The organism is Sneathiella aquimaris (genome assembly GCF_026409565.1).
Taxonomy (GTDB): Bacteria; Pseudomonadota; Alphaproteobacteria; order Sneathiellales; family Sneathiellaceae; genus Sneathiella; species Sneathiella aquimaris.
This window is the reverse complement of record NZ_CP112881.1, coordinates 3,219,701-3,237,640: the sequence shown is the minus strand read 5'-3', so window position 1 is coordinate 3,237,640 and position 17,940 is coordinate 3,219,701. Positions and strand designations below refer to the sequence as shown.

At 49.6% G+C, this 17,940-nt stretch carries 17 protein-coding genes; 5 read left to right on the top strand and 12 right to left on the bottom strand.

Annotation, left to right across the window (positions count from 1 at the left end):
- Nucleotides 1-3 precede the first annotated feature (3 nt).
- Nucleotides 4-828: a universal stress protein gene (locus OIR97_RS15220; protein ID WP_169543090.1), complete on the bottom strand. Its 825-nt coding sequence runs from the start codon at nt 826-828 to the stop codon at nt 4-6.
- A gap of 261 nt (nt 829-1,089) precedes the next feature.
- Between OIR97_RS15220 and OIR97_RS15215 the strand changes: the two genes are divergently transcribed.
- Together OIR97_RS15215 and OIR97_RS15210 are read left to right on the top strand one after the other, a co-directional pair.
- Nucleotides 1,090-1,650 (top strand): nitroreductase family protein, encoded by a 561-nt coding sequence (locus OIR97_RS15215; protein ID WP_169544294.1) that lies wholly within the window; start codon nt 1,090-1,092, stop codon nt 1,648-1,650.
- 121 nt (nt 1,651-1,771) lie between these two features.
- Nucleotides 1,772-2,356 (top strand): OmpH family outer membrane protein, encoded by a 585-nt coding sequence (locus OIR97_RS15210; RefSeq protein WP_169543089.1) that lies wholly within the window; start codon nt 1,772-1,774, stop codon nt 2,354-2,356.
- 2 nt (nt 2,357-2,358) lie between these two features.
- Here OIR97_RS15210 and add read toward each other — a convergent pair whose 3' ends face one another.
- The 10 genes from add to OIR97_RS15160 are packed head-to-tail and all read right to left on the bottom strand — an operon-like array spanning nt 2,359 to nt 14,776.
- A complete protein-coding gene (gene add, locus OIR97_RS15205; protein ID WP_169543088.1) occupies nt 2,359-3,330 on the bottom strand; it encodes an adenosine deaminase in 972 nt (323 codons plus the stop codon).
- On the bottom strand, nt 3,327-4,535 hold the full coding sequence (locus tag OIR97_RS15200) for a phosphopentomutase (RefSeq protein WP_169543087.1): 1,209 nt from the start codon (nt 4,533-4,535) through the stop codon (nt 3,327-3,329). The genes add and OIR97_RS15200 overlap by 4 nt, the downstream gene beginning before the upstream one ends.
- On the bottom strand, nt 4,532-5,869 hold the full coding sequence (deoA, locus tag OIR97_RS15195; RefSeq protein ID WP_169543086.1) for a thymidine phosphorylase: 1,338 nt from the start codon (nt 5,867-5,869) through the stop codon (nt 4,532-4,534). Before deoA ends, OIR97_RS15200 begins: the two co-directional genes overlap by 4 nt.
- 5 nt (nt 5,870-5,874) lie before the next feature.
- Nucleotides 5,875-8,259 (bottom strand): aldehyde dehydrogenase family protein, encoded by a 2,385-nt coding sequence (locus tag OIR97_RS15190; protein WP_169543085.1) that lies wholly within the window; start codon nt 8,257-8,259, stop codon nt 5,875-5,877.
- Nucleotides 8,260-8,269: 10 nt separating this feature from the next.
- Nucleotides 8,270-9,262, bottom strand: a complete 993-nt coding sequence (gene deoC / locus OIR97_RS15185; RefSeq protein WP_169543084.1) for a deoxyribose-phosphate aldolase — start codon at nt 9,260-9,262, stop codon at nt 8,270-8,272.
- Nucleotides 9,243-10,109 (bottom strand): purine-nucleoside phosphorylase, encoded by an 867-nt coding sequence (locus OIR97_RS15180; protein WP_169543083.1) that lies wholly within the window; start codon nt 10,107-10,109, stop codon nt 9,243-9,245. Before OIR97_RS15180 ends, deoC begins: the two co-directional genes overlap by 20 nt.
- A complete protein-coding gene (locus OIR97_RS15175; RefSeq protein ID WP_169544293.1) occupies nt 10,109-11,074 on the bottom strand; it encodes an ABC transporter permease subunit in 966 nt (321 codons plus the stop codon). Before OIR97_RS15175 ends, OIR97_RS15180 begins: the two co-directional genes overlap by 1 nt.
- 7 nt (nt 11,075-11,081) lie before the next feature.
- Nucleotides 11,082-12,203, bottom strand: coding sequence for an ABC transporter permease (locus OIR97_RS15170; protein WP_169543082.1), 1,122 nt, complete (start codon nt 12,201-12,203; stop codon nt 11,082-11,084).
- Nucleotides 12,203-13,771, bottom strand: coding sequence for an ABC transporter ATP-binding protein (locus tag OIR97_RS15165; RefSeq protein ID WP_169543081.1), 1,569 nt, complete (start codon nt 13,769-13,771; stop codon nt 12,203-12,205). Before OIR97_RS15165 ends, OIR97_RS15170 begins: the two co-directional genes overlap by 1 nt.
- Before the next feature lie 21 nt (nt 13,772-13,792).
- Complete coding sequence (locus tag OIR97_RS15160) at nt 13,793-14,776, bottom strand: BMP family ABC transporter substrate-binding protein (protein WP_169544292.1); 984 nt, start codon at nt 14,774-14,776, stop codon at nt 13,793-13,795.
- 229 nt (nt 14,777-15,005) lie between these two features.
- Between OIR97_RS15160 and OIR97_RS15155 the strand changes: the two genes are divergently transcribed.
- Together OIR97_RS15155 and OIR97_RS15150 are read left to right on the top strand one after the other, a co-directional pair.
- Nucleotides 15,006-15,212: a hypothetical protein gene (locus OIR97_RS15155; RefSeq protein WP_169543080.1), complete on the top strand. Its 207-nt coding sequence runs from the start codon at nt 15,006-15,008 to the stop codon at nt 15,210-15,212.
- A gap of 48 nt (nt 15,213-15,260) precedes the next feature.
- The gene (locus OIR97_RS15150) at nt 15,261-15,812 is read left to right on the top strand and encodes a hypothetical protein (protein WP_169543079.1); all 552 of its coding nucleotides are present in this window, start codon (nt 15,261-15,263) and stop codon (nt 15,810-15,812) included.
- A 15-nt stretch (nt 15,813-15,827) separates the two neighbouring features.
- Here the strand turns inward: OIR97_RS15150 and OIR97_RS15145 are convergent, their stop codons facing one another.
- A complete protein-coding gene (locus OIR97_RS15145) occupies nt 15,828-16,931 on the bottom strand; it encodes a C45 family autoproteolytic acyltransferase/hydolase (RefSeq protein ID WP_169543078.1) in 1,104 nt (367 codons plus the stop codon).
- Nucleotides 16,932-17,084: 153 nt separating this feature from the next.
- Here OIR97_RS15145 and upp point away from each other — a divergent pair, with 153 nt between their 5' ends.
- Nucleotides 17,085-17,735, top strand: a complete 651-nt coding sequence (gene upp / locus OIR97_RS15140) for a uracil phosphoribosyltransferase (protein WP_169543077.1) — start codon at nt 17,085-17,087, stop codon at nt 17,733-17,735.
- The last annotated feature ends 205 nt before the right edge of the window (nt 17,736-17,940 follow it).

Sequence of the window (17,940 nt, the reverse complement as noted above, 5' to 3'; positions counted from 1 at the left end):
CGATTAGTGTGCGAACAATACCGGTGCGGTCATATGTCCGAGAATCTCTTGGGTCGCTCCTCCAAGGATCATTTCTCTTAATCGGCTATGGCCATATGCGCCCATTACAAGCATGTCTGCCTCATAGTCGACCAGAGCATCCAGCAGCGCATTGCCAACCCCTACATCTGGCCAGTGTCCGATTTTCACCTGAACGGTGGCACCATGACGTTCCAGAAATTTTTTCGCAGCGTCATTTCCAATACTTTGATCCGATGTTGGATTTACATTCAGAAGTGTTACCTTCGTGGCCTTTTTAATGAAGGGAAGTGCGCCGCGCAGAGCTTTCGATGCTTCACGCGTGTTGTTCCACCCGACCAGAATATGAGACCCAAATTTCTCAAAGTTGCCAGCGTATGGCACGGTCAGAACCGGACAGGGGCATCCAACAACAAGTTCATCTGCAAGGTTTTGATATTGTGCAGATTTTTCATTGCTTGGGTCGATTTGGCCCAGGATGACAAGGTCGGCGGTAAGCGCATGCTTCTGAATAACATCAGGCGCATAGCCTTCTTCCTGAACGCAGGAAAACTCTACTCCGGCGGCCGTTGCTTTTGCCGTTAGTCGTTCGCATGCCTGTTTTGCGTTTTCTGCTTCAATTCCTCGTGTGCGTTCAATGAATTCTGGTGGGATATATCCCATGAACGAGGTTGGAGGGGTTACAGGTGCAATCGTGTAAAGACCGACGATATGAGCCGAATTTTCGGCGGCCAGATTCAAGGCGACGGAAATAGACGCTTCCAGTTTCTCATCATTGGTCAAATGCAATAAGATGGTTTTGAAGGACATGGTATGCCTCGTCGTGTTAGTATTTAGCTGTTATCCTAGTACTAGCCTATATTTTTAGATCACGAATTGATCTGGAACAATCTGAATAAATAAGATGTTACTTTGTTTCTCTTTGTCTTCAGTTAAGAAAATGCTTTTTTAGGTATTTGTAACAGGAGGTACAGGGCGTGCTCAAAAAGAATGCCGGGTTTTTATTGCTCGTTTGGATCACCCGGTTTAGTTTGCTCCTTTAACGTTAACAGGACTAGGGAAATCTTTGTGATGAATGCTATTGATGCGTTGCTTACTCGAAAATCTGCGGCAAAGCTGGTTGAGCCGGCCCCAGACGATGCAGCATTGCAGACACTTTTTCAGGCGGCGGTAAGGGCGCCGGATCATGGTTGTATTCGTCCTTGGCGATTTATATATTTCAAAGATGAAATGCGGCATGAGCTTGGGCAGATTTTTGTTGAGGCGCTGAAAAAAAACAACCCTGAAGCAACACAGGCTTCCCTTGAAAAAGAAGCCAACAAACCGTTGCGTGCGCCATTGGTGATCGCAGTCATTGCGAAAGTACAGGAGCACCCCAAAGTGCCCGCCGTTGAGCAAATCATATCCGCAGGAGCAGCGGCCCAGAACATAATGATTGCAGCGCATGCCATGGGATATGCTGGAATATGGCGGTCGGGCTCTCCGTGTTTTGATGAATATGTGCGCAGCCGATTGGGGGCAATCGGCGACGATATGATTGTTGGATTTCTGTATCTTGGAACGGCCAAAACGGTCCCGCCGATGCCGGACTTGTCGTTGGCGGATTATGTAAGCGAGTGGCGATCCGCATAATCTTGACAGATTTGCCTGCTTTTATACCTTAACAATAGTTGCAGTTCCCTGCTGCCTTTTGTTATGGTCTGCACATATCGGTGTCTTGGGCACCCTGTTTTCAAAATATCGGAGCTGATTAGTGATTCAATTTTTCAAAAGCCGTGTAGCTGCTGTTGGTCTGGCTGTTACTTTTTCTGTATTTGGCAGTGGCTTAATCAATTCAGATGTTTTGGCACAAACGACTATTCCACAAGCAAAAGCAGCGATCGTGGACGTCACGTTTATTTTGAACAGCTCCGAGACCTGGAAAAATGCTGAGAAAGAAATGAAAGCCCGTGTCGATGATGTTCAAAAAGAAATTGATGTAAAAAAAGAACAACTTAAAGTCCGCGCCGATGAATTGAAGCGGCAGCAGACAATTCTTGCACCGGATGTTTTCCAGGCCAAGGCTCGCGAAATTCAGAAAGACCAGTTGGGTCTCCAGCGTGAGGCGCAGATTTCCAATGCTAAAGTGAATGATGTCCTCAATCGCATGCGGGGCCAGCTTCGAGGTGTTATTGTCAAGCTGGCGGCTAATGTTGCCGCGGAAAAAGGCATGAATATTGGCTTCGATCGAAACAATGTCATATTCTTCAATGACGGGATGGATATCACCAAGGAAGTTTTGAAACGGTTTAATGCGTCCAAAACAAAGGTTGAAATTACTGTCGATAAAAACCAATAAACCTAAACTGTCGCAATCAGTTTTTCTTTCAGGGCGTCATCACAAAAGGCCGATTTCAGGCTGTTAATGGTGATCTGCCGCATGATCTTCTCATCATACCTGTTCACCGCGGCGATCCTTTCATATTCTTTGCCGATGGATGTGGCAAAGAAAGGGGGGTCGTCGGAGTTCAGTGTGACGATACAGCCCGCTTGTTTTAGCTGATCAAAAGGATGCTGTTCGTATCCATCATAAAGGCCGGTTGCGATATTACTTCCGGGGCAGAGTTCCAAAGGGATTTGTCTTTCGGCGAGCTCAGCGACCAGATGTGGATCTTCGATAGCGCGCACACCGTGGCCAATCCGACTGACGGGAAGATGGGTGAGGGTGTCCTTGATGCTTTGGCAATCTCCGAATTCACCCGCATGATTTGTCGTCTTGTAACCGGCATCATGCGCCTTGTAAAAAGCAGGAGCAAAGTCTTTTGGGTGGTACTGCGCTTCATCACCCCCCATGCCGAAACCAACCACATAGGGATGAGGGTGTTCTACAAATTTTTGGGCTACAGAGTTAGCCTTTTCGGGACCCAGATGACGGACGCACGTGACAATAATCCGTCCTTCTATGCCAAAATCACGCCGGGCATCGTCAATGCCTGCGGCAATGCCCTCTAAATGATCTGTGTAACTGATGCCAGCATTGGCCGCATGGTCAGGAGAGGAAAAGGTTTCCACGTATATTGTATTTTCCAGCGCGCAACGTTTGAGATAATCATACGTAACGGCGCGGTAGTCGTCCTTGCTTTGAATGGCGGCAGCGGCTTTGTCATAACAGCGTAGAAAATCCCAAAAATCCGACCAGGAAAATTCTCCGTCAGACTTGAAAGTCGACGGATCCAGTTCAGCCCCATTGTTGGCCGCAAGTTTTTTTACAAGGGCAGGGGTGGCAGTCCCTTCCAGATGAACGTGCAGTTCTGCTTTTTTTACTGTTTTCATGACAAAAAGGATGATCCCTTGTTCAGTGGTTTAATCCCCAGATGCGTGGCGATCGTCTGGCCGATATCGGCAAAGGTGTCTCTTTCCCCAATGAACTGCCCTGGAATGTTTTTGCCATAGCCAAGAACAGGCACGACCTCACGGGTATGATCCGAGCCCGGCCAAGTGGGATCGCATCCATGATCGGCCGTCATTAAAACAAGATCATCGTCTTCCATAACACTAAAAAGCTCAGGCAGGCGCTGATCAAACTCTTCCAGCGCATGGGCATAACCCGCGATATCTCGCCGGTGGCCATAGGATTGGTCAAAATCCACAAAGTTCGTAAAAATAAAGCTGCCGTCTTCTGCTTCGTTCAACGCCGTAAGTGTGGCATCAAACAGAGCCATATTTCCATTTGCCTTGATTTCAGTTCCGGTTCCCTGATGGGCAAATATGTCGCCAATTTTACCGATGGAGATAACTGGATTGCCTTCTGTGCTCAGGGCGTCCAGCAACGTAGGTTCTGGGGGGGGGACGGCAAGGTCTTTTCGGTTACTCGTTCGGGTATAGGCCCCTGTAGATCCGACAAACGGCCTGGCAATGACACGCCCGATCTCCAGATCATCGACGAGTGTGCGTGCTTCGGCGCATAGGTCATATAAGCGTTGCAAGCCGAAACTTTCTTCATGGGCAGCAATTTGCAGGACACTGTCGGCGGATGTGTAAAAAATCGGCTTTCCGCTTTCGACATGCTCGTCCCCGAGGCGCGCGATAATATCAGTGCCTGAGGCATGACAATTACCAAGAATGCCCGGTAATTGACATTTCTTGATTAGTGCACTGGTTAGTGTTTCAGGGAAACAGGGGATTTCTTTGGGGAAGTAACCCCAGTCAAACATGACGGGGACCCCCGTCATTTCCCAATGGCCAGATGGCGTGTCCTTCCCCTTACTCATTTCTTGTGCATAGCCGTAAAGACCGGTATAGCTGCTCTGGCGTATCGGGCCTTTTCCGGTGTGCAGGCTATGGGCTTTGTATAGCCCCAATGCTTCGAGGTTGGGGAGGCGTAAAGGGCCTGAGCGGTTTTCGTTATCGGCTTTTCCTGTGAGGGAGGCATCCAGAATATGGCCAAAGGTATCGGCCCCGGTATCCCCAAAATCGGCAGCATCACGTGCAGCGCCTAACCCAAAACTATCCAAGACAAGTAACAAGGCCCGGCTCATGAATGTTCTCCTGTAACACGTTTCAGGACAATAGGCGTTTTGGTCGGAGCCTCGCCAGCGATGGTTAGGGCAGCCAAAATCCGATTTTCAGCACGATCAGCCTGATCTTCCGTGCGGGCAATAATCGTAGCGACAGGATTGCGCGGTCCAACCTTTGCGCCAATTCCCTTAATGTTGACCAATCCAACGCCATAATCAATAGGATCACTTGCGGCATGACGTCCGCCGCCGAGATCCATAACAGAAACACCCATTTCTCGGGTATCGAGCGTTTTGATAAAACCCCGCTTGGGGGCGATAACATCTCGACGGATTGGCGCGAGCGGAAGATGTTTGTCGGGATTGGTCATTAAATCTGTTGGGCCCCCAAGGGCAGCCACCATTTGGGCAAATTTTTCTGCGGCGGTTCCGCTGGACAGGGCTCCTTTTACAGCAAGGGGTGCTGTGGTCTCATCCGCGATACCCGCCAGCACCAGCATCTCCGAACAGAGCGCAACAACAACCGTATTGAGCCGCTCATCGACTTTTCGCCCCATCAGGTAATCTATGGTTTCGCGCACTTCAACGGCGTTTCCAGCTGTCGTTCCAAGGACTTCGTTCATATCGGTCAAGAGAGCCGTTGTTGGAACCCCTGCACCATTGGATACAGTTACAATACTGCGCGCAAGCTCTTCGGCATCTTCAATCTTTTGTTTAAAGGCGCCGGAACCGAATTTCACATCCATGATAAGGGCATCCAGTCCCGCCGCCAGTTTTTTTGAAAGGATGGAAGCCGTGATCAACGAAATGCTCTCAACGGTCGCGGTAACATCCCGAATGGCATAGAAGCGCTTGTCTGCAGGGGCAAGGTCCGCAGTCTGCCCAATGATCGCGCATCCGATATTTTTTACTACTTTGGTCAGGAGTTTTGGGTCCGGGGCTGTGTTGTATCCTTCAATACTGTCCAGTTTATCCAGTGTACCGCCTGTATGCCCCAATCCCCGGCCCGAGATCATTGGGACCGCACCGCCGCAGGCGGCAACAATGGCGGCCAGCATCAGGCTTACTTTATCGCCAACGCCACCGGTCGAATGCTTGTCTACAACAGGACGGCCCAGATCGGCATCTGTCCAGCTCATCACGTCCCCGGAATGGACCATTGCCTTTGTCAGCCAAATCCGTTCCTGCATCGTCATATCCTGAAAATAGACGGCCATCGCAAATGCTGAAATCTGTCCTTCTGTTACAGAATTGTCTGTGATGCCGCGGACCATGAAATCGATTTCAGCCTTGCTAAGGGCTGCCCCATCTCTTTTCTTGCGGATAATCTCTTGCGGAAAAAAATCAGCGGTCATGATGATTATTCTCCGTACGGGATCCAGATATTTTTAATCTGAGTTGCATGCTGCAAAAACTCTTCACCCTCGGCCTGTTCCGGAACAAACCAGTCCCGCTTGAGGCCATGATTGGTCCATGTCCGCTTCATGTTGCCACATGAAGATTTCTCGACAAGAGCACATCCTTCAGCGGATCCAACATACCAGAGGGATTTCACATCATCATGGGAGGCCAAGGGTTTAACCAGATCAGATTTTCGGCCCGTGACAATATTGAACACGCCCGCCGGAACATCCGATGTTTCCAGTACTTGATAAAAATCCGTTGCGCTTAAAGAATGCATTTCCGAGGGGACGACAATAACACGGTTCCCCATAGCAATTGCCGGCGCTGCCAGTGAAATCATACCCAGAAGCGGGTTTTCATCCGGACATATAATGCCAATTGTTCCAATTGCCTCTTTCATTGCAAGTGTAACCCCGCGCATGGGCGGATTATGAACCCGGCTTTCATATTTGTCAGCCCAAGCGCCATAGGTGAATAAACGCCGAACGGCGACGGCGACCTCGTTCTGGGCATCCTTGGCTGACGCGCCGGTCATTTGCGAAAGGCGATCCGCAAATTCCTGACGCCTGATATCCAGGTTTTCAGCCAAATAATACAAAACCTGCGCGCGGTTATGCGCTGTCGTATTGGTCCAGGCCGTTGCTTTTCTGGCCGCTTCAACTGCGTTTCGGATATCTTTTCGGTTCCCTTCGCCAACCTCGGCAATGAGATCCCCTTTTGCGGAGAATACTGGCAGGCTGTAGCCACTATCGGGCCGGGACTGCTTGCCACCAATATACATCTTCGCGGTTCGGTCTACCGTTGAGACAGGGGATAACGCTGATTTGCCGGACTGTTTCTGCGAAGGGGTCTCTTTGTAGGCTGGCAGTTTGGACAGGAATTTTGGTTTCAATATTTCCTGCATACCTTCAATGCCACCTTCACGACCATAGCCGGATTCTCGGTTGCCCCCGAAGCCACAAGCGGCATCAAATTGATTGGTGCTATTAATCCAGACCACTCCACAATCAAGCTTTGGTGCAATATCCAGCGCCAAGTTGATATTTTCACTCCAAACAGAGGCTGCAAGACCATATCGGGTATTGTTGGCCAGTTGAACAGCTTCGCCTGGGGTACGAAACGTCATGGCGACAACAACGGGGCCAAAGATTTCTTCCTGCGCGATGGTTGTCGCAGGAGCAACATTGGTAAATAAAGTTGGTGGATAAAAGCAGCCGTCTTTTGGCACAGACCAACTGGGCTGCCACATGTCGGCGCCTTCATCGCACCCTTTTTGCACAAGCGCCTCAATCGTCTGCAGCTGAACCGGTGCGACAATGGCCCCCATATCGATGCATTTATCCAAAGGATCTCCTAGCCGGAGATTTTCCATTCGGGCGCGTAATTTACGGTAGAATTTTTCAGCAATGCCTTCTTGGACCAACAGGCGCGAACCCGCACAGCAGACTTGTCCCTGATTGAACCAAATGGCATCGACTACGCCCTCAACGGCGCTATCAAGGTCAGCATCGTCAAAAACGATAAACGGGGACTTGCCGCCTAACTCCAGCGTTAAATGTTTGCCTGTGCCGGCTGTCGCTTCCCTGATCCGGCGTCCGACTTCAGTAGAGCCGGTAAACGCAATTTTGTTGATATCCGGGTGGCCGACAATCTGCTCGCCCGTGCGTCCATCCCCGGTCACAATATTGACAACCCCATCAGGAAGACCGGCCTGTTTACAAAGTTCAGCAAAGCAAAGGGCTGTGAGCGAGGTGAATTCAGCTGGTTTCAAGACAACGGTGTTTCCAGCCGCGATTGCAGGGGCAATTTTCCAGGCCAGCATAAGCAATGGAAAATTCCACGGTATGATCTGACCGATTACACCCATGGCTACATGATGGGGGAACTGGCTTTCCTGCAACTGCGCCCAGCCAGCATGGTGATAAAAGTGACGGGCAACCAAAGGTATATCAATATCCCGGGTCTCACGTACCGGCTTTCCATTGTCCAGACTTTCCAGAACCGCAAGCAGCCGGGCGTTGCGTTGAAGAATACGGGCGAGGGCATAGAGATGGCGGGCCCGTCCATATCCGCCTAATTTTTCCCACTTCGCCTGTGCTTTTCGAGCGGCTGATACGGCCGCTTCGACATCTTCAGCACTTGCCTGTGTTATCTGTGCCAGCGTTTCACCATTTGCCGGATTGATAGAGGCAAAGCGGGTGTTTGCTGTCCCTTTCGTCCAGGAGCCATTGATAAAAAGATCAAATGTACCTTCATGGTGTTGAAGCCATTGCCGGGCGTTTGCGTCGCTTTCAGGGGCTGGACCATATTCCATGCTATCAAATATCTCTGCTATGCTCATCTTTTTGCCCTCAACCCATTGGGTGGCGGAAATCGGCAGAATATCTACCGGTTACAAAATGTTCTAACTGACGCTCGATGTCTCCGAGTAAACTGGAGGCGCCAATGCGGAAAAGGTCCGGTTGCAGCCAGTCATTGCCGAGTTCTTCCTTCATCATGAACTGATAGCCCAAGATGTCTTTCGCAGCACTGATACCGCCAGCTGGTTTGTAACCGATTTTGAACCCGGTCATTTCCTGATATTCCCGAATGGCCCGGATCATGACAAGGCTGACAGGCAAGGTCGCATTGACCCCTTCTTTACCAGTCGATGTTTTAATGAAATCAGCGCCCGCCATCATTGACAGCATACTGGCCTTGGCAACATTGCGCAGGGTTACAAGTTCACCGGTTCCCAAAATGACCTTAAGATGCGCATCCTTGCAGGCAATACGAAAGGCTTTTACCTCATCGTACAATGCTTGCCAGTTTCCAGTGAGAACATGGCCGCGGGTAATAACGATATCGATCTCTTTTGCCCCTGCCGCAACCGAGGCTTCAATTTCTTTCACACGCAATTCAAACGGGCTGAGACCGGCGGGAAAGCCGGTTGATACGGCCGCGACGGGAATGTTCGTTCCTTCCAACGCCTGTACAGCCGTTTCCACCATCGTATGGTAGACACAGATTGCCCCCGTGGTCAGGCCTTTGTCGGCCATACCAAGTGCTTGTAATAGATCGGGTCTAACAGGTTGGCGGGCTTTGGCACAAAGTCGTTTCACACGGCCGGGCGTATCATCGCCGCTTAACGTTGTAAGGTCGATGCAGGATATTGCTTTTAGTAACCAGGCCGCCTGATAGTCTTTTTTAACAGATCGCCGCCCACCAAGCGTGCTGGAACGGCGTTCAACGGCGCTAAGATTGACATATACATCTTCAACCGCATCTTTATTGAACGGTAGTCCGGGATTACGGGCATGCGTGTGGGCTGGATGTTCAAGCTGGCTAACTGTTGCCATTGTCATCCTCCTTAATATGTGTTTTCAGGAGTTCCCGCTTAAGGGTCTCCAAAAAGATGATAATAAGTTGTTCAAGATCTTCAGCCGCAAGTTTCGCACATTCCAGTGTCTGTTCGTGACTGAGTTTTGTTTCACTCAGCCCGGCAACCAGATTGGTAATATTGGATATGGCGGCGACCTTTAGTCCGCAGTGACGCGCTACCAGAACTTCCGGTGTCGTCGACATGCCGACAGCGTCTGCGCCAAGAATTCTAAACGCATTGATTTCAGCAGGCGTTTCGAAATTCGGGCCTAGATAATGAAGGTAAACACCTTCTGCGAGCTCAATTTTCATTTCTTTTGCGATGGCTTTGAAATGATCCCGCAGCGTGGGGTCATAGGCATCTTCCATGGAAAAGAAACGCGGGCCAAACCGGTCGTCATTGTCTCCAACAAGCGGGTTTCTGGCCGTCATGTTGATATGATCTGTAATCAACATTAACCGACCGGGACCCACATCTTTGTGAAAGCTTCCTGCCGCATTGGTCACCAAAAGGATTTCAATGCCCAATAATTTCAGGACGCGGACCGGCACAGCCAGATCTTGTGGGTCAGCGCCTTCATACAAATGGATGCGACCTTGCATGCAAACGATAGGCATCCCGCCCAGTCGTCCAAGAATAAGCCGACCGGCATGACCTTCTACAGAAGACTGCGGAAAATCCGGTATGTCTTTAAATTCAATGCTGGCAACAACATCAATTCGATCGGCCAGGCCCCCAAGTCCGGAACCAAGAATGATACCGACACGGGGCCGAAAGCCCGGGGCTGTTTCCTGAATGAAATCAGCCGCATTATATGGATTAAGTCCCATTATCGTTCCTTGATATATGGTTCGCCAATTGCTTTCGGCGGATGCGCTTTGCCGACAAATCCAGCAAGAAGCAGTACAGTAAGGATATATGGCAGTGCCTGGATAAATTGAACCGGGATAACGCCAATAATTGGTAGATCAACACCCTGAAGACGGGCTTGCAACGCATCTGTAAAGGCAAATAGCAGGCAGGCCAACATGGTGGGCACGGGTTTCCATTTGCCAAAAATCAAGGCTGCCAGCGCAAGATATCCTTTGCCTGCTGTCATGTCCCGGATAAATCCAGCCCCATGGGCAGTTGATAAATAAGAACCGGCAAACCCGCAAAGCAAACCTGTCACCGCCAAGGCTTTATAACGCATGATATCAACATTAATGCCAGCCGTATCCACCGCATGCGGGTTCTCACCTACGGCACGAACACGCAGACCGAACCGGGTGCGGTATAAAACATAGGCGACTAATGGCACGGCGGCGGCGGCAATATAGACGATGATATTGTGACCAGAGATCAGTTCTGCGTAAATGTATCCTACAACAGGAATATCTCTCACAGCGTCTGCAAAGGGCAGGGTGAGACTGCTGAAGCGGGCATCACCGTTGAGCGATGGTGTTCGGCCGCCCAGTTTAAACCAGGCAAAACCAAGGGTTGGTGTCAGGCCGGCGACAACGATGTTGATCGCCATGCCGGACACCACCTGATTACCCTTATGGGTCACACAGGCATAGGCATGTAATGAGGACAGGGTAAGAGATGTCAGGATACCCGCGCCCAACCCAACCCATGCGGAATTGGTAACGGCTGCAACGGCAGCGGCGGCAAAAGCCGCGCCCAGCATCTTACCTTCCAACCCAATATCCACAATGCCCGACCGTTCGGAAAACATACCGGCCAAGGCGGCCAGAATAAGAGGGGTGGCTACCCGAAACGTCGCGTCCAGCAAAAGAACGATTAGTTCAAACATTTCCATTTTATACCTCCGCCGTGCGGGCGGACGGACGCCGTCGGAAGAAGTCTTCTATTTTCGGTCTGAACATGTTTTCAAGGGCGCCAGAGAAAAGAATGATCAGTCCTTGAATGACAATCACCATTTCTTTGTTAATGGTGTTCATTTCAAAGGCAAGCTCAGTACCGCCTTGATAAATAGCTCCAAACAAAAGAGCTGCCATAAATATACCAACAGGGTGATTACGGCCCATAAGGGCAACCGCAATACCAACGAAACCATAACCGCCGGTAAAATCCATGATCACCTTATGATGAACCCCCAGCAGTTCATTGACAGCCACGAAGCCCGCCAGTGCCCCTGAGATAACCATTGCCAAAATGATGTTCCGTGGAACAGAAATGCCAGAATAACGGGCAGCCGTTTCGTTTTCGCCAACTACGCGGATTTCGTATCCCCAACGGGTGTGCCAGACAAAATAATAAAAAGCAGCACTTAAAGCCAACGCAATCAAGAAGCTGAAATTCAGCGGAGACTCGGACATGCCTGTAAAATCCGGGGCATAAGCCAGCCAAGCGTTTTCGCCAAATTCACGGGTTTCCGGTGACCCACCTGCGTCAGGGGAAATAAGCACTTCCACAAGGATATAGTTCATGACCGAAAAGGCGATGAAGTTAAACATGATCGTGGTGATTACGATATGGCTGCCGCGTTTGGCCTGAAGATAAGCCGGGATGTATGCCCAGGCGCCGCCAAACAACGCGGCTGAAAAAATTGAGATTGGAATAATCGCCCAAAAGGGCAGGAAATCCAGGTAAAGAGCAGCTAATCCCACGCCTAGCCCTGCAATGAAGGCTTGACCTTCAGCACCGATATTAAACAGACCGCAATGGAACGCGATCGCAACGGCCAGACCGGTAAAAATAAAATTGGTCGTATAATAAAGGGTATATCCAACCGCTTCGGGATATCCAAAGGCCCCGTAAAACAATACTTCAAGTGCTTTGAGCGGGTTGTCCCCGACCACCAGAATAACCAGTCCAGAGATAAAAAAGGCGGCCAGAAGGTTGAGAAACGGGATCAGGGCAAGATTTACCCAGGCTGGTACCTTTGACGGTGCCCCAAATTTGGCTTTTGCGTCTGCCATCAGATTACGGCCTCTTTCCCTACAGGTGTCACGTCTGCTTCATTTTCAGAAATCCCAGCCATCATCAGACCAAGTTTTTTCTCTGTCGCCTCTTCTGCTGATAGCTCCCCGACAATTTTGCCATCAAACATAACGGCAATCCTGTCCGCGAGTGACATTACCTCGTCAATTTCAACAGAGACGACCAAAATTGCTTTGCCAGCATCGCGCATTTTGATCAATTGTTTATGGATGAACTCGATGGCGCCAATGTCGACACCGCGGGTTGGCTGTCCAACCAACAACACATCGGGGTCCTGTTCCATCTCTCGGGCGAGAACAAGTTTTTGCTGGTTTCCGCCGGAAAATCCGCTGGCCTTCAAATACGGGTTGGGCGGGCGCACATCAAATTTCTCGATATATGTTTCGCATGTTTCGACCATTTGGGCATGATCCAGCTGAGTTCCTTTGTTGAACATCTCAAGATCGTGGTAACCAAGGATCGTATTTTCGTTGGCACTGAAATTCAGGACAAGGCCTGCTTTATGCCGATCTTCCGGGACATGTCCAAGGCCAATTTTGCGCAAGCCACGGGCCGTATAATCTTTGCTGCCGACGAGCTCCTGATCTTTGTACTTTATGCTGCCAAGAGTTGGCCGTCGCATTCCGCCCAATACTTCAAGAAGTTCCGACTGGCCATTGCCAGAAACACCGGCTACACCCAAAATTTCTCCCGCCCGAAGGGTCAGATTAATGTCTTTCAGCCGGGCAACCCCGTCGTCATCCAGATAGGTGACACCGGTAAGTTTCATGAGTTCTTCTTGTGGAACGGCCGGTTTTTTTTCAACCTGCAGAAGGACGCTCCGCCCCACCATTAATTCTGCCAATTTTGCCTGATCTGTTTCTTTTGTTGCAACATGGGCAACCATTTCGCCCCGACGCATGACAGAAACATTGTCCGTGATTGCCATGATTTCGCGCAGCTTATGGGTAATCAGGATAACTGTTTTTCCCTGTTCCCGAAGGGTATGCAGGATCCGGAAAAGATGATCTGCTTCCTGTGGAGTCAGTACGCCCGTTGGCTCGTCGAGAATAAGGATCTCGGCCCCGCGGTATAGGGCTTTCAAAATTTCGACCCGTTGACGCAGCCCGACGGGAAGGTCTCCCACCAAGGCGTCGACATCGACTTCGAGCGTGTATTCTTTTTCAAGGCGTTGCAGCTCCTTGCGGGCTTTGTTCATCCCATCGGAAAGACGGGCACCACCTTCGACACCTAATATAATATTCTCGAGAACAGTGAACGTATCCACCAGCATAAAATGCTGATGAACCATCCCAATTCCTGCCTCGATCGAGGCCTGAGGGTTGTCAATCTGGCACTTCTTGCCACCAACAAAAATCTCGCCTTCGTCAGCTTGATAAAACCCATAAACGATGCTCATGAGCGTTGATTTGCCCGCACCGTTTTCCCCGATTATGCCATGAATGGTTCCTCGGTCCACGGATAAGGAAATATCCTTATTCGCATGGACCGAGCCAAACCACTTATTGACGCGGCGCAGTTCAAGCGCCGTGTTTTCTGCTGTCATATTGATAGATCAATCTGTCAATTAATTTGGTTTGTATTCTTTAACCTGAATTTTACCCGCAATGATGTCAGCGCGCGCCTGTTCAAGTTTGGTAATAACGTCTTTACTCAGGACAGACTTGTTATGCTCGTCAACCGCATAGCCAACGCCACCTTCTTTGAGGCCCAGAACCTTGATCCCTGGCTTCCAGGTGCCGGCTTTTGCTGTTTCAAAGGCTTCGCGAACAGCAACATCGACCCGTTTGGTCATGGAGGTCAGCATGGTTCCTGGATGCAGGTAGTTCTGGTTGCTATCAACGCCGATTGCAAATTTACCAGCATCTTTGGCAGCCTGATAAACACCGATGCCCGTACCGCCAGCTGCTGCATAAACCACGTCAGCGCCACGATCAAACTGGCTTTTTGCAAGTTCGCCGCCTTTCGTCGGATCGTTCCAGGCCGCTGGTGTTGTGCCGGTCATGTTCTGAAAGACTTCAGCATCTGGATTGGCATATTTGGCACCTTCAGCATAACCAAGTGCAAATTTACGGATCAACGGGATATCCATACCGCCAACAAAGCCGACTTTACCGGTCTTGCTTGTCATTGCAGCAGCCATACCGACCAGAAACGAGCCTTCATGTTCTTTAAAGACAATTGATTGGACGTTTGGCAGATCAACGACCATATCGACGATCGTGAATTTTGTATCAGGATAGGCTTTTGCAGCTTTTTCAACAGCGGCAGCCTGTGCAAAACCCATTGCAACAACAACAGACGCGCCTTTTTTGGCCATCCGCTTAACAGCCTGTTCCCGCTGTGAGACTTGAGTTACTTCAAACTCCATATAGTCAATGCCAGTGCTTTTTTTGAATTCTTCAGCACCGTTGTAAGCAGATTCGTTGAAAGATTTATCAAACTTTCCGCCCATATCGAAGACGATTGCGGGCTTGAAGTCATCCGCTTTTGCAACGCCTGTGACAGCAACTGCAGCCGCCGCTAGCGCCGCCAATTTCCATTTTTTCATCATGTGTTTATAGTCTCCCTGTTCGAGGTCTATCCTCAAGTCTTGGATTACATCCCAGTACTATCTAATACAAAACTTGACCAATTGGTCAAGGCTTCATAACTCGTATAAAGTATAGGGCTCAAAAATGGATGGGCCTAGGGATTTGACAGGAAAACAGGTGCAAAAAATGTGTTTATTTGTCAAATCATAGGTATAACGGTTCTTTAGGCTCAAATAATGCAGGTAAATGATGTCAGGTTCAGAAAAAAAGACGATCGATGTAAATGCGGAAGTGGCGGCGCATCTTTCAGGGGAAAAAGGATTCGGGAATTCCAAAATGTTGAGTAAACATGGCATGCAAGGCTACTCTGAAATTCTTGCAGGCAGACTGGCCGAAAAACTGGTTGCCCAGAATAATGATCCGAGACGGCGCAAGCGCAGCGCACGAAAATAATCAGTGATCTAAAATCGGTCCGGAAAAAATCAAGAAGGGTGTGATCAGGTGAGCCGTCCTAAAAGTATTTGTGTTGCGTTGATGCTTGCCGTTTTTTGCGGGATGGTGCTCTTTTGGGATCCCGTGGCTATGGCAGAAGACAGAACCGTTCTTATTTTGACCGGGAAAGGTCTGGATGAAAGCACGATTGCGTCAAAACTGTATGCCAATGTTGTGAATAAAATTTCAGCCCATATGGAGAAGGCGGGCATACAGGCGAAGGAGGGGGGCGATTACTCTCTGACGTCAAGTGATGCGGATCTACTGTCTCAGATACGATTGAGAGAGAATGGGCTGTACCAGTATGTCGCTGTGGTCAGGGTTTTTGCCAATACCATATTATTATCTGAAGGCACTCGGGTGGATATTGAAATAAAGGGCCGGATGATTGATGTGGAAAGTCAGGATGTCCTCGCCCGTTTTGATCTGCCACTCCCCGGCATATTGGAAGCATCGCCAGACTGCGACAGGTCCTGCATCATCGAGACACTGGAAAACAACACCAATGTTCTGGCAGAAACACTGGGGACCGTGCTGGCGAAGCGGCTTTCAGGAAAATAGCAAGCTTATCCCGCCTTACGACAAACGATACCGTTTGTAAGGCGATGCGTCCGGTGGTCCGTCTGAAATGTCCATGGTCAGGTTGTCCAGATCCATCACAACGGACGCAACAGTGACTGTTCTGGCGTTTTCTGGATCGTCGGGGTTGGGATATCGACAAATCGCTTTTGGGGCGCCAAACCCGTCTTTAAGCGTCGCTTTTAAATGCTCCATATCCCATTTTTGCTGGTTTTGGCGGATTAGACGTTCCAGCCTTGGGGTTCGGTACAAGCTGCACGGCGCAATTCGTTCAAATTCAGTTTCGATGCCGGTTTGATTGATGAAGTGGTTCCCATGAGTGATTAACCCGTCCTTTGGGTAAAGCGCATGGGCTACATCAGGAGAGGTTTCAATGTCCAGAACTTCCCCGCCTTTACAGCCTAACATCCAGTTGGTTGAGCAAACCCTGTCTGACGACAGGATGATCTTCATGGCTTCGTTCATGGTGGTGGATCGCATGATGTCCTGCACCCGTATGTGAAAGGGTCGGTGGTGCAGGTGGGTTCCATCGCGTTTAGAGGAAAGTCCGTTTACACACAGACCAATCCCATGTTCGTTCAATCCAATCATGCCGCTGACGATACCGGCTTGCGTTAGGACCAGATAGGCCGGATGATCGTCGGATCTAACTCGTAAAAGGCACATATTGCCAAGCAGCCCTTCCAGCCAATCCCAATTCTGCCCCATGATTGTCGCACCGGAGCTGGTATATTCAGGCTGAATACCAAAAGCGGTGCATCCTTCCGGTTCGTGGCTTAAGGGCTGATCGTTTGCCGCAGCCGCTTCGTTGGTGTACAGCGTATAGGAAAGCTCGTAGCGGGCATTAAGCAATCCGATTTCTGCAAGTGAAATTCCGGACCCGTCTGCAATCCCTTTCATTTCCTCAAAATATCCGGCGTCGTGATTCTCAAAACGAAGTGTCCACGCTTTCGCTTCGTCAAAAATAACGTCGCGGGGTGCTCCTCCCATCAAGAAGCGATTTAAATAGGTTTGAACATTTGCCTTGATATTTGGGGCCATTTTGGAGCCATGAAGAAGCCCTCTTTCATACGGTGTCCCCGTCAAATCCAGAAGCTGCATGTTTTCTCCTTTTGGTTATTGTTGTTTTTACAACGATAAACTTACCCGGTAGTCCAGACCAGAAAAATTTGAAACGGGCCAAAGACATCTTGCCGCCGATAATGAAGACGCGGTATTCTCCTGCAAATTCAAACTGACAGGTAAATTGAACCTATGGCCATCGATCCACGTTTTCCAAATCTCCATATTCTCGACCATCCATTGATTGTACACAAACTCAGTCACATGCGGATGAAAGAAACATCAACAAAGACTTTCCGGCAGCTCCTAAAAGAGATCGCCTTGTTGATGGGCTATGAAATCACCCGTCAGTTACCCATGACTACTGAAGAAATTAACACGCCAATCTGTGAGATGCAGGCTCCTGTTCTTGAAGGGAAAAAAGCGGCGATTGTGCCAATTCTACGCGCAGGATTGGGGATGGCTGATGGTTTGATGGAATTGATGCCCTCAGCGCGTGTTGGACATATCGGCATGTATCGGGATCCTGAAACGAAACGCCCCGTTGAATATTTACGCAAACTACCGTCTGCTGGAGATCGACTGTTTATTCTTGTTGATCCAATGCTGGCCACTGGATATTCGGCTGCTGCCGGTGTGGATGTTTTGCTTGATCATGGTGTTCAGCCTGAACAGATCAGCTTTATGGCGCTTGTTGCAGCTCCGGAAGGCGTGCAGGTTATGCTCGATAAGCATCCCAAGGTTAAAGTATATGTAGCAGGACTGGACGATATGCTGAACGATCATGCTTATATTGTGCCGGGGCTGGGGGATGCTGGGGACCGTTTATACGGGACCCTTTAACTTATTCGAGATCTCTCGAAATGACAAAAGGCCTTGTTCAAGAACAAGGCCTTTTTTGCATCGGGAAATAATGAGGGAGTTACTTCCCGGGGCAATTTCCTGGTTGGCAGTTTCTCATGGTCATCTCGCTTTTCAGAGAAAAGTGAGAAAGTGTTTCGTAAAGGTCGACGAAAACTGTCAATAAACTGTATCTGAAACGAACCAT

Bases quoted from the DNA above. Each gene is read 5' to 3' on its own strand.
- OIR97_RS15220 (WP_169543090.1), bottom strand. From the start codon at position 828: ATGTCCTTCAAAACCATCTTATTGCATTTGACCAATGATGAGAAACTG.
- OIR97_RS15215 (WP_169544294.1), top strand. From the start codon at position 1,090: ATGAATGCTATTGATGCGTTGCTTACTCGAAAATCTGCGGCAAAGCTG.
- add (WP_169543088.1), bottom strand. From the start codon at position 3,330: ATGAAAACAGTAAAAAAAGCAGAACTGCACGTTCATCTGGAAGGGACT.
- OIR97_RS15200 (WP_169543087.1), bottom strand. From the start codon at position 4,535: ATGAGCCGGGCCTTGTTACTTGTCTTGGATAGTTTTGGGTTAGGCGCT.
- deoA (WP_169543086.1), bottom strand. From the start codon at position 5,869: ATGACCGCTGATTTTTTTCCGCAAGAGATTATCCGCAAGAAAAGAGAT.
- OIR97_RS15190 (WP_169543085.1), bottom strand. From the start codon at position 8,259: ATGAGCATAGCAGAGATATTTGATAGCATGGAATATGGTCCAGCCCCT.
- deoC (WP_169543084.1), bottom strand. From the start codon at position 9,262: ATGACAATGGCAACAGTTAGCCAGCTTGAACATCCAGCCCACACGCAT.
- OIR97_RS15180 (WP_169543083.1), bottom strand. From the start codon at position 10,109: ATGGGACTTAATCCATATAATGCGGCTGATTTCATTCAGGAAACAGCC.
- OIR97_RS15175 (WP_169544293.1), bottom strand. From the start codon at position 11,074: ATGTTTGAACTAATCGTTCTTTTGCTGGACGCGACGTTTCGGGTAGCC.
- OIR97_RS15170 (WP_169543082.1), bottom strand. From the start codon at position 12,203: ATGGCAGACGCAAAAGCCAAATTTGGGGCACCGTCAAAGGTACCAGCC.
- OIR97_RS15165 (WP_169543081.1), bottom strand. From the start codon at position 13,771: ATGACAGCAGAAAACACGGCGCTTGAACTGCGCCGCGTCAATAAGTGG.
- OIR97_RS15160 (WP_169544292.1), bottom strand. From the start codon at position 14,776: ATGAAAAAATGGAAATTGGCGGCGCTAGCGGCGGCTGCAGTTGCTGTC.
- OIR97_RS15155 (WP_169543080.1), top strand. From the start codon at position 15,006: ATGATGTCAGGTTCAGAAAAAAAGACGATCGATGTAAATGCGGAAGTG.
- OIR97_RS15145 (WP_169543078.1), bottom strand. From the start codon at position 16,931: ATGCAGCTTCTGGATTTGACGGGGACACCGTATGAAAGAGGGCTTCTT.
- upp (WP_169543077.1), top strand. From the start codon at position 17,085: ATGGCCATCGATCCACGTTTTCCAAATCTCCATATTCTCGACCATCCA.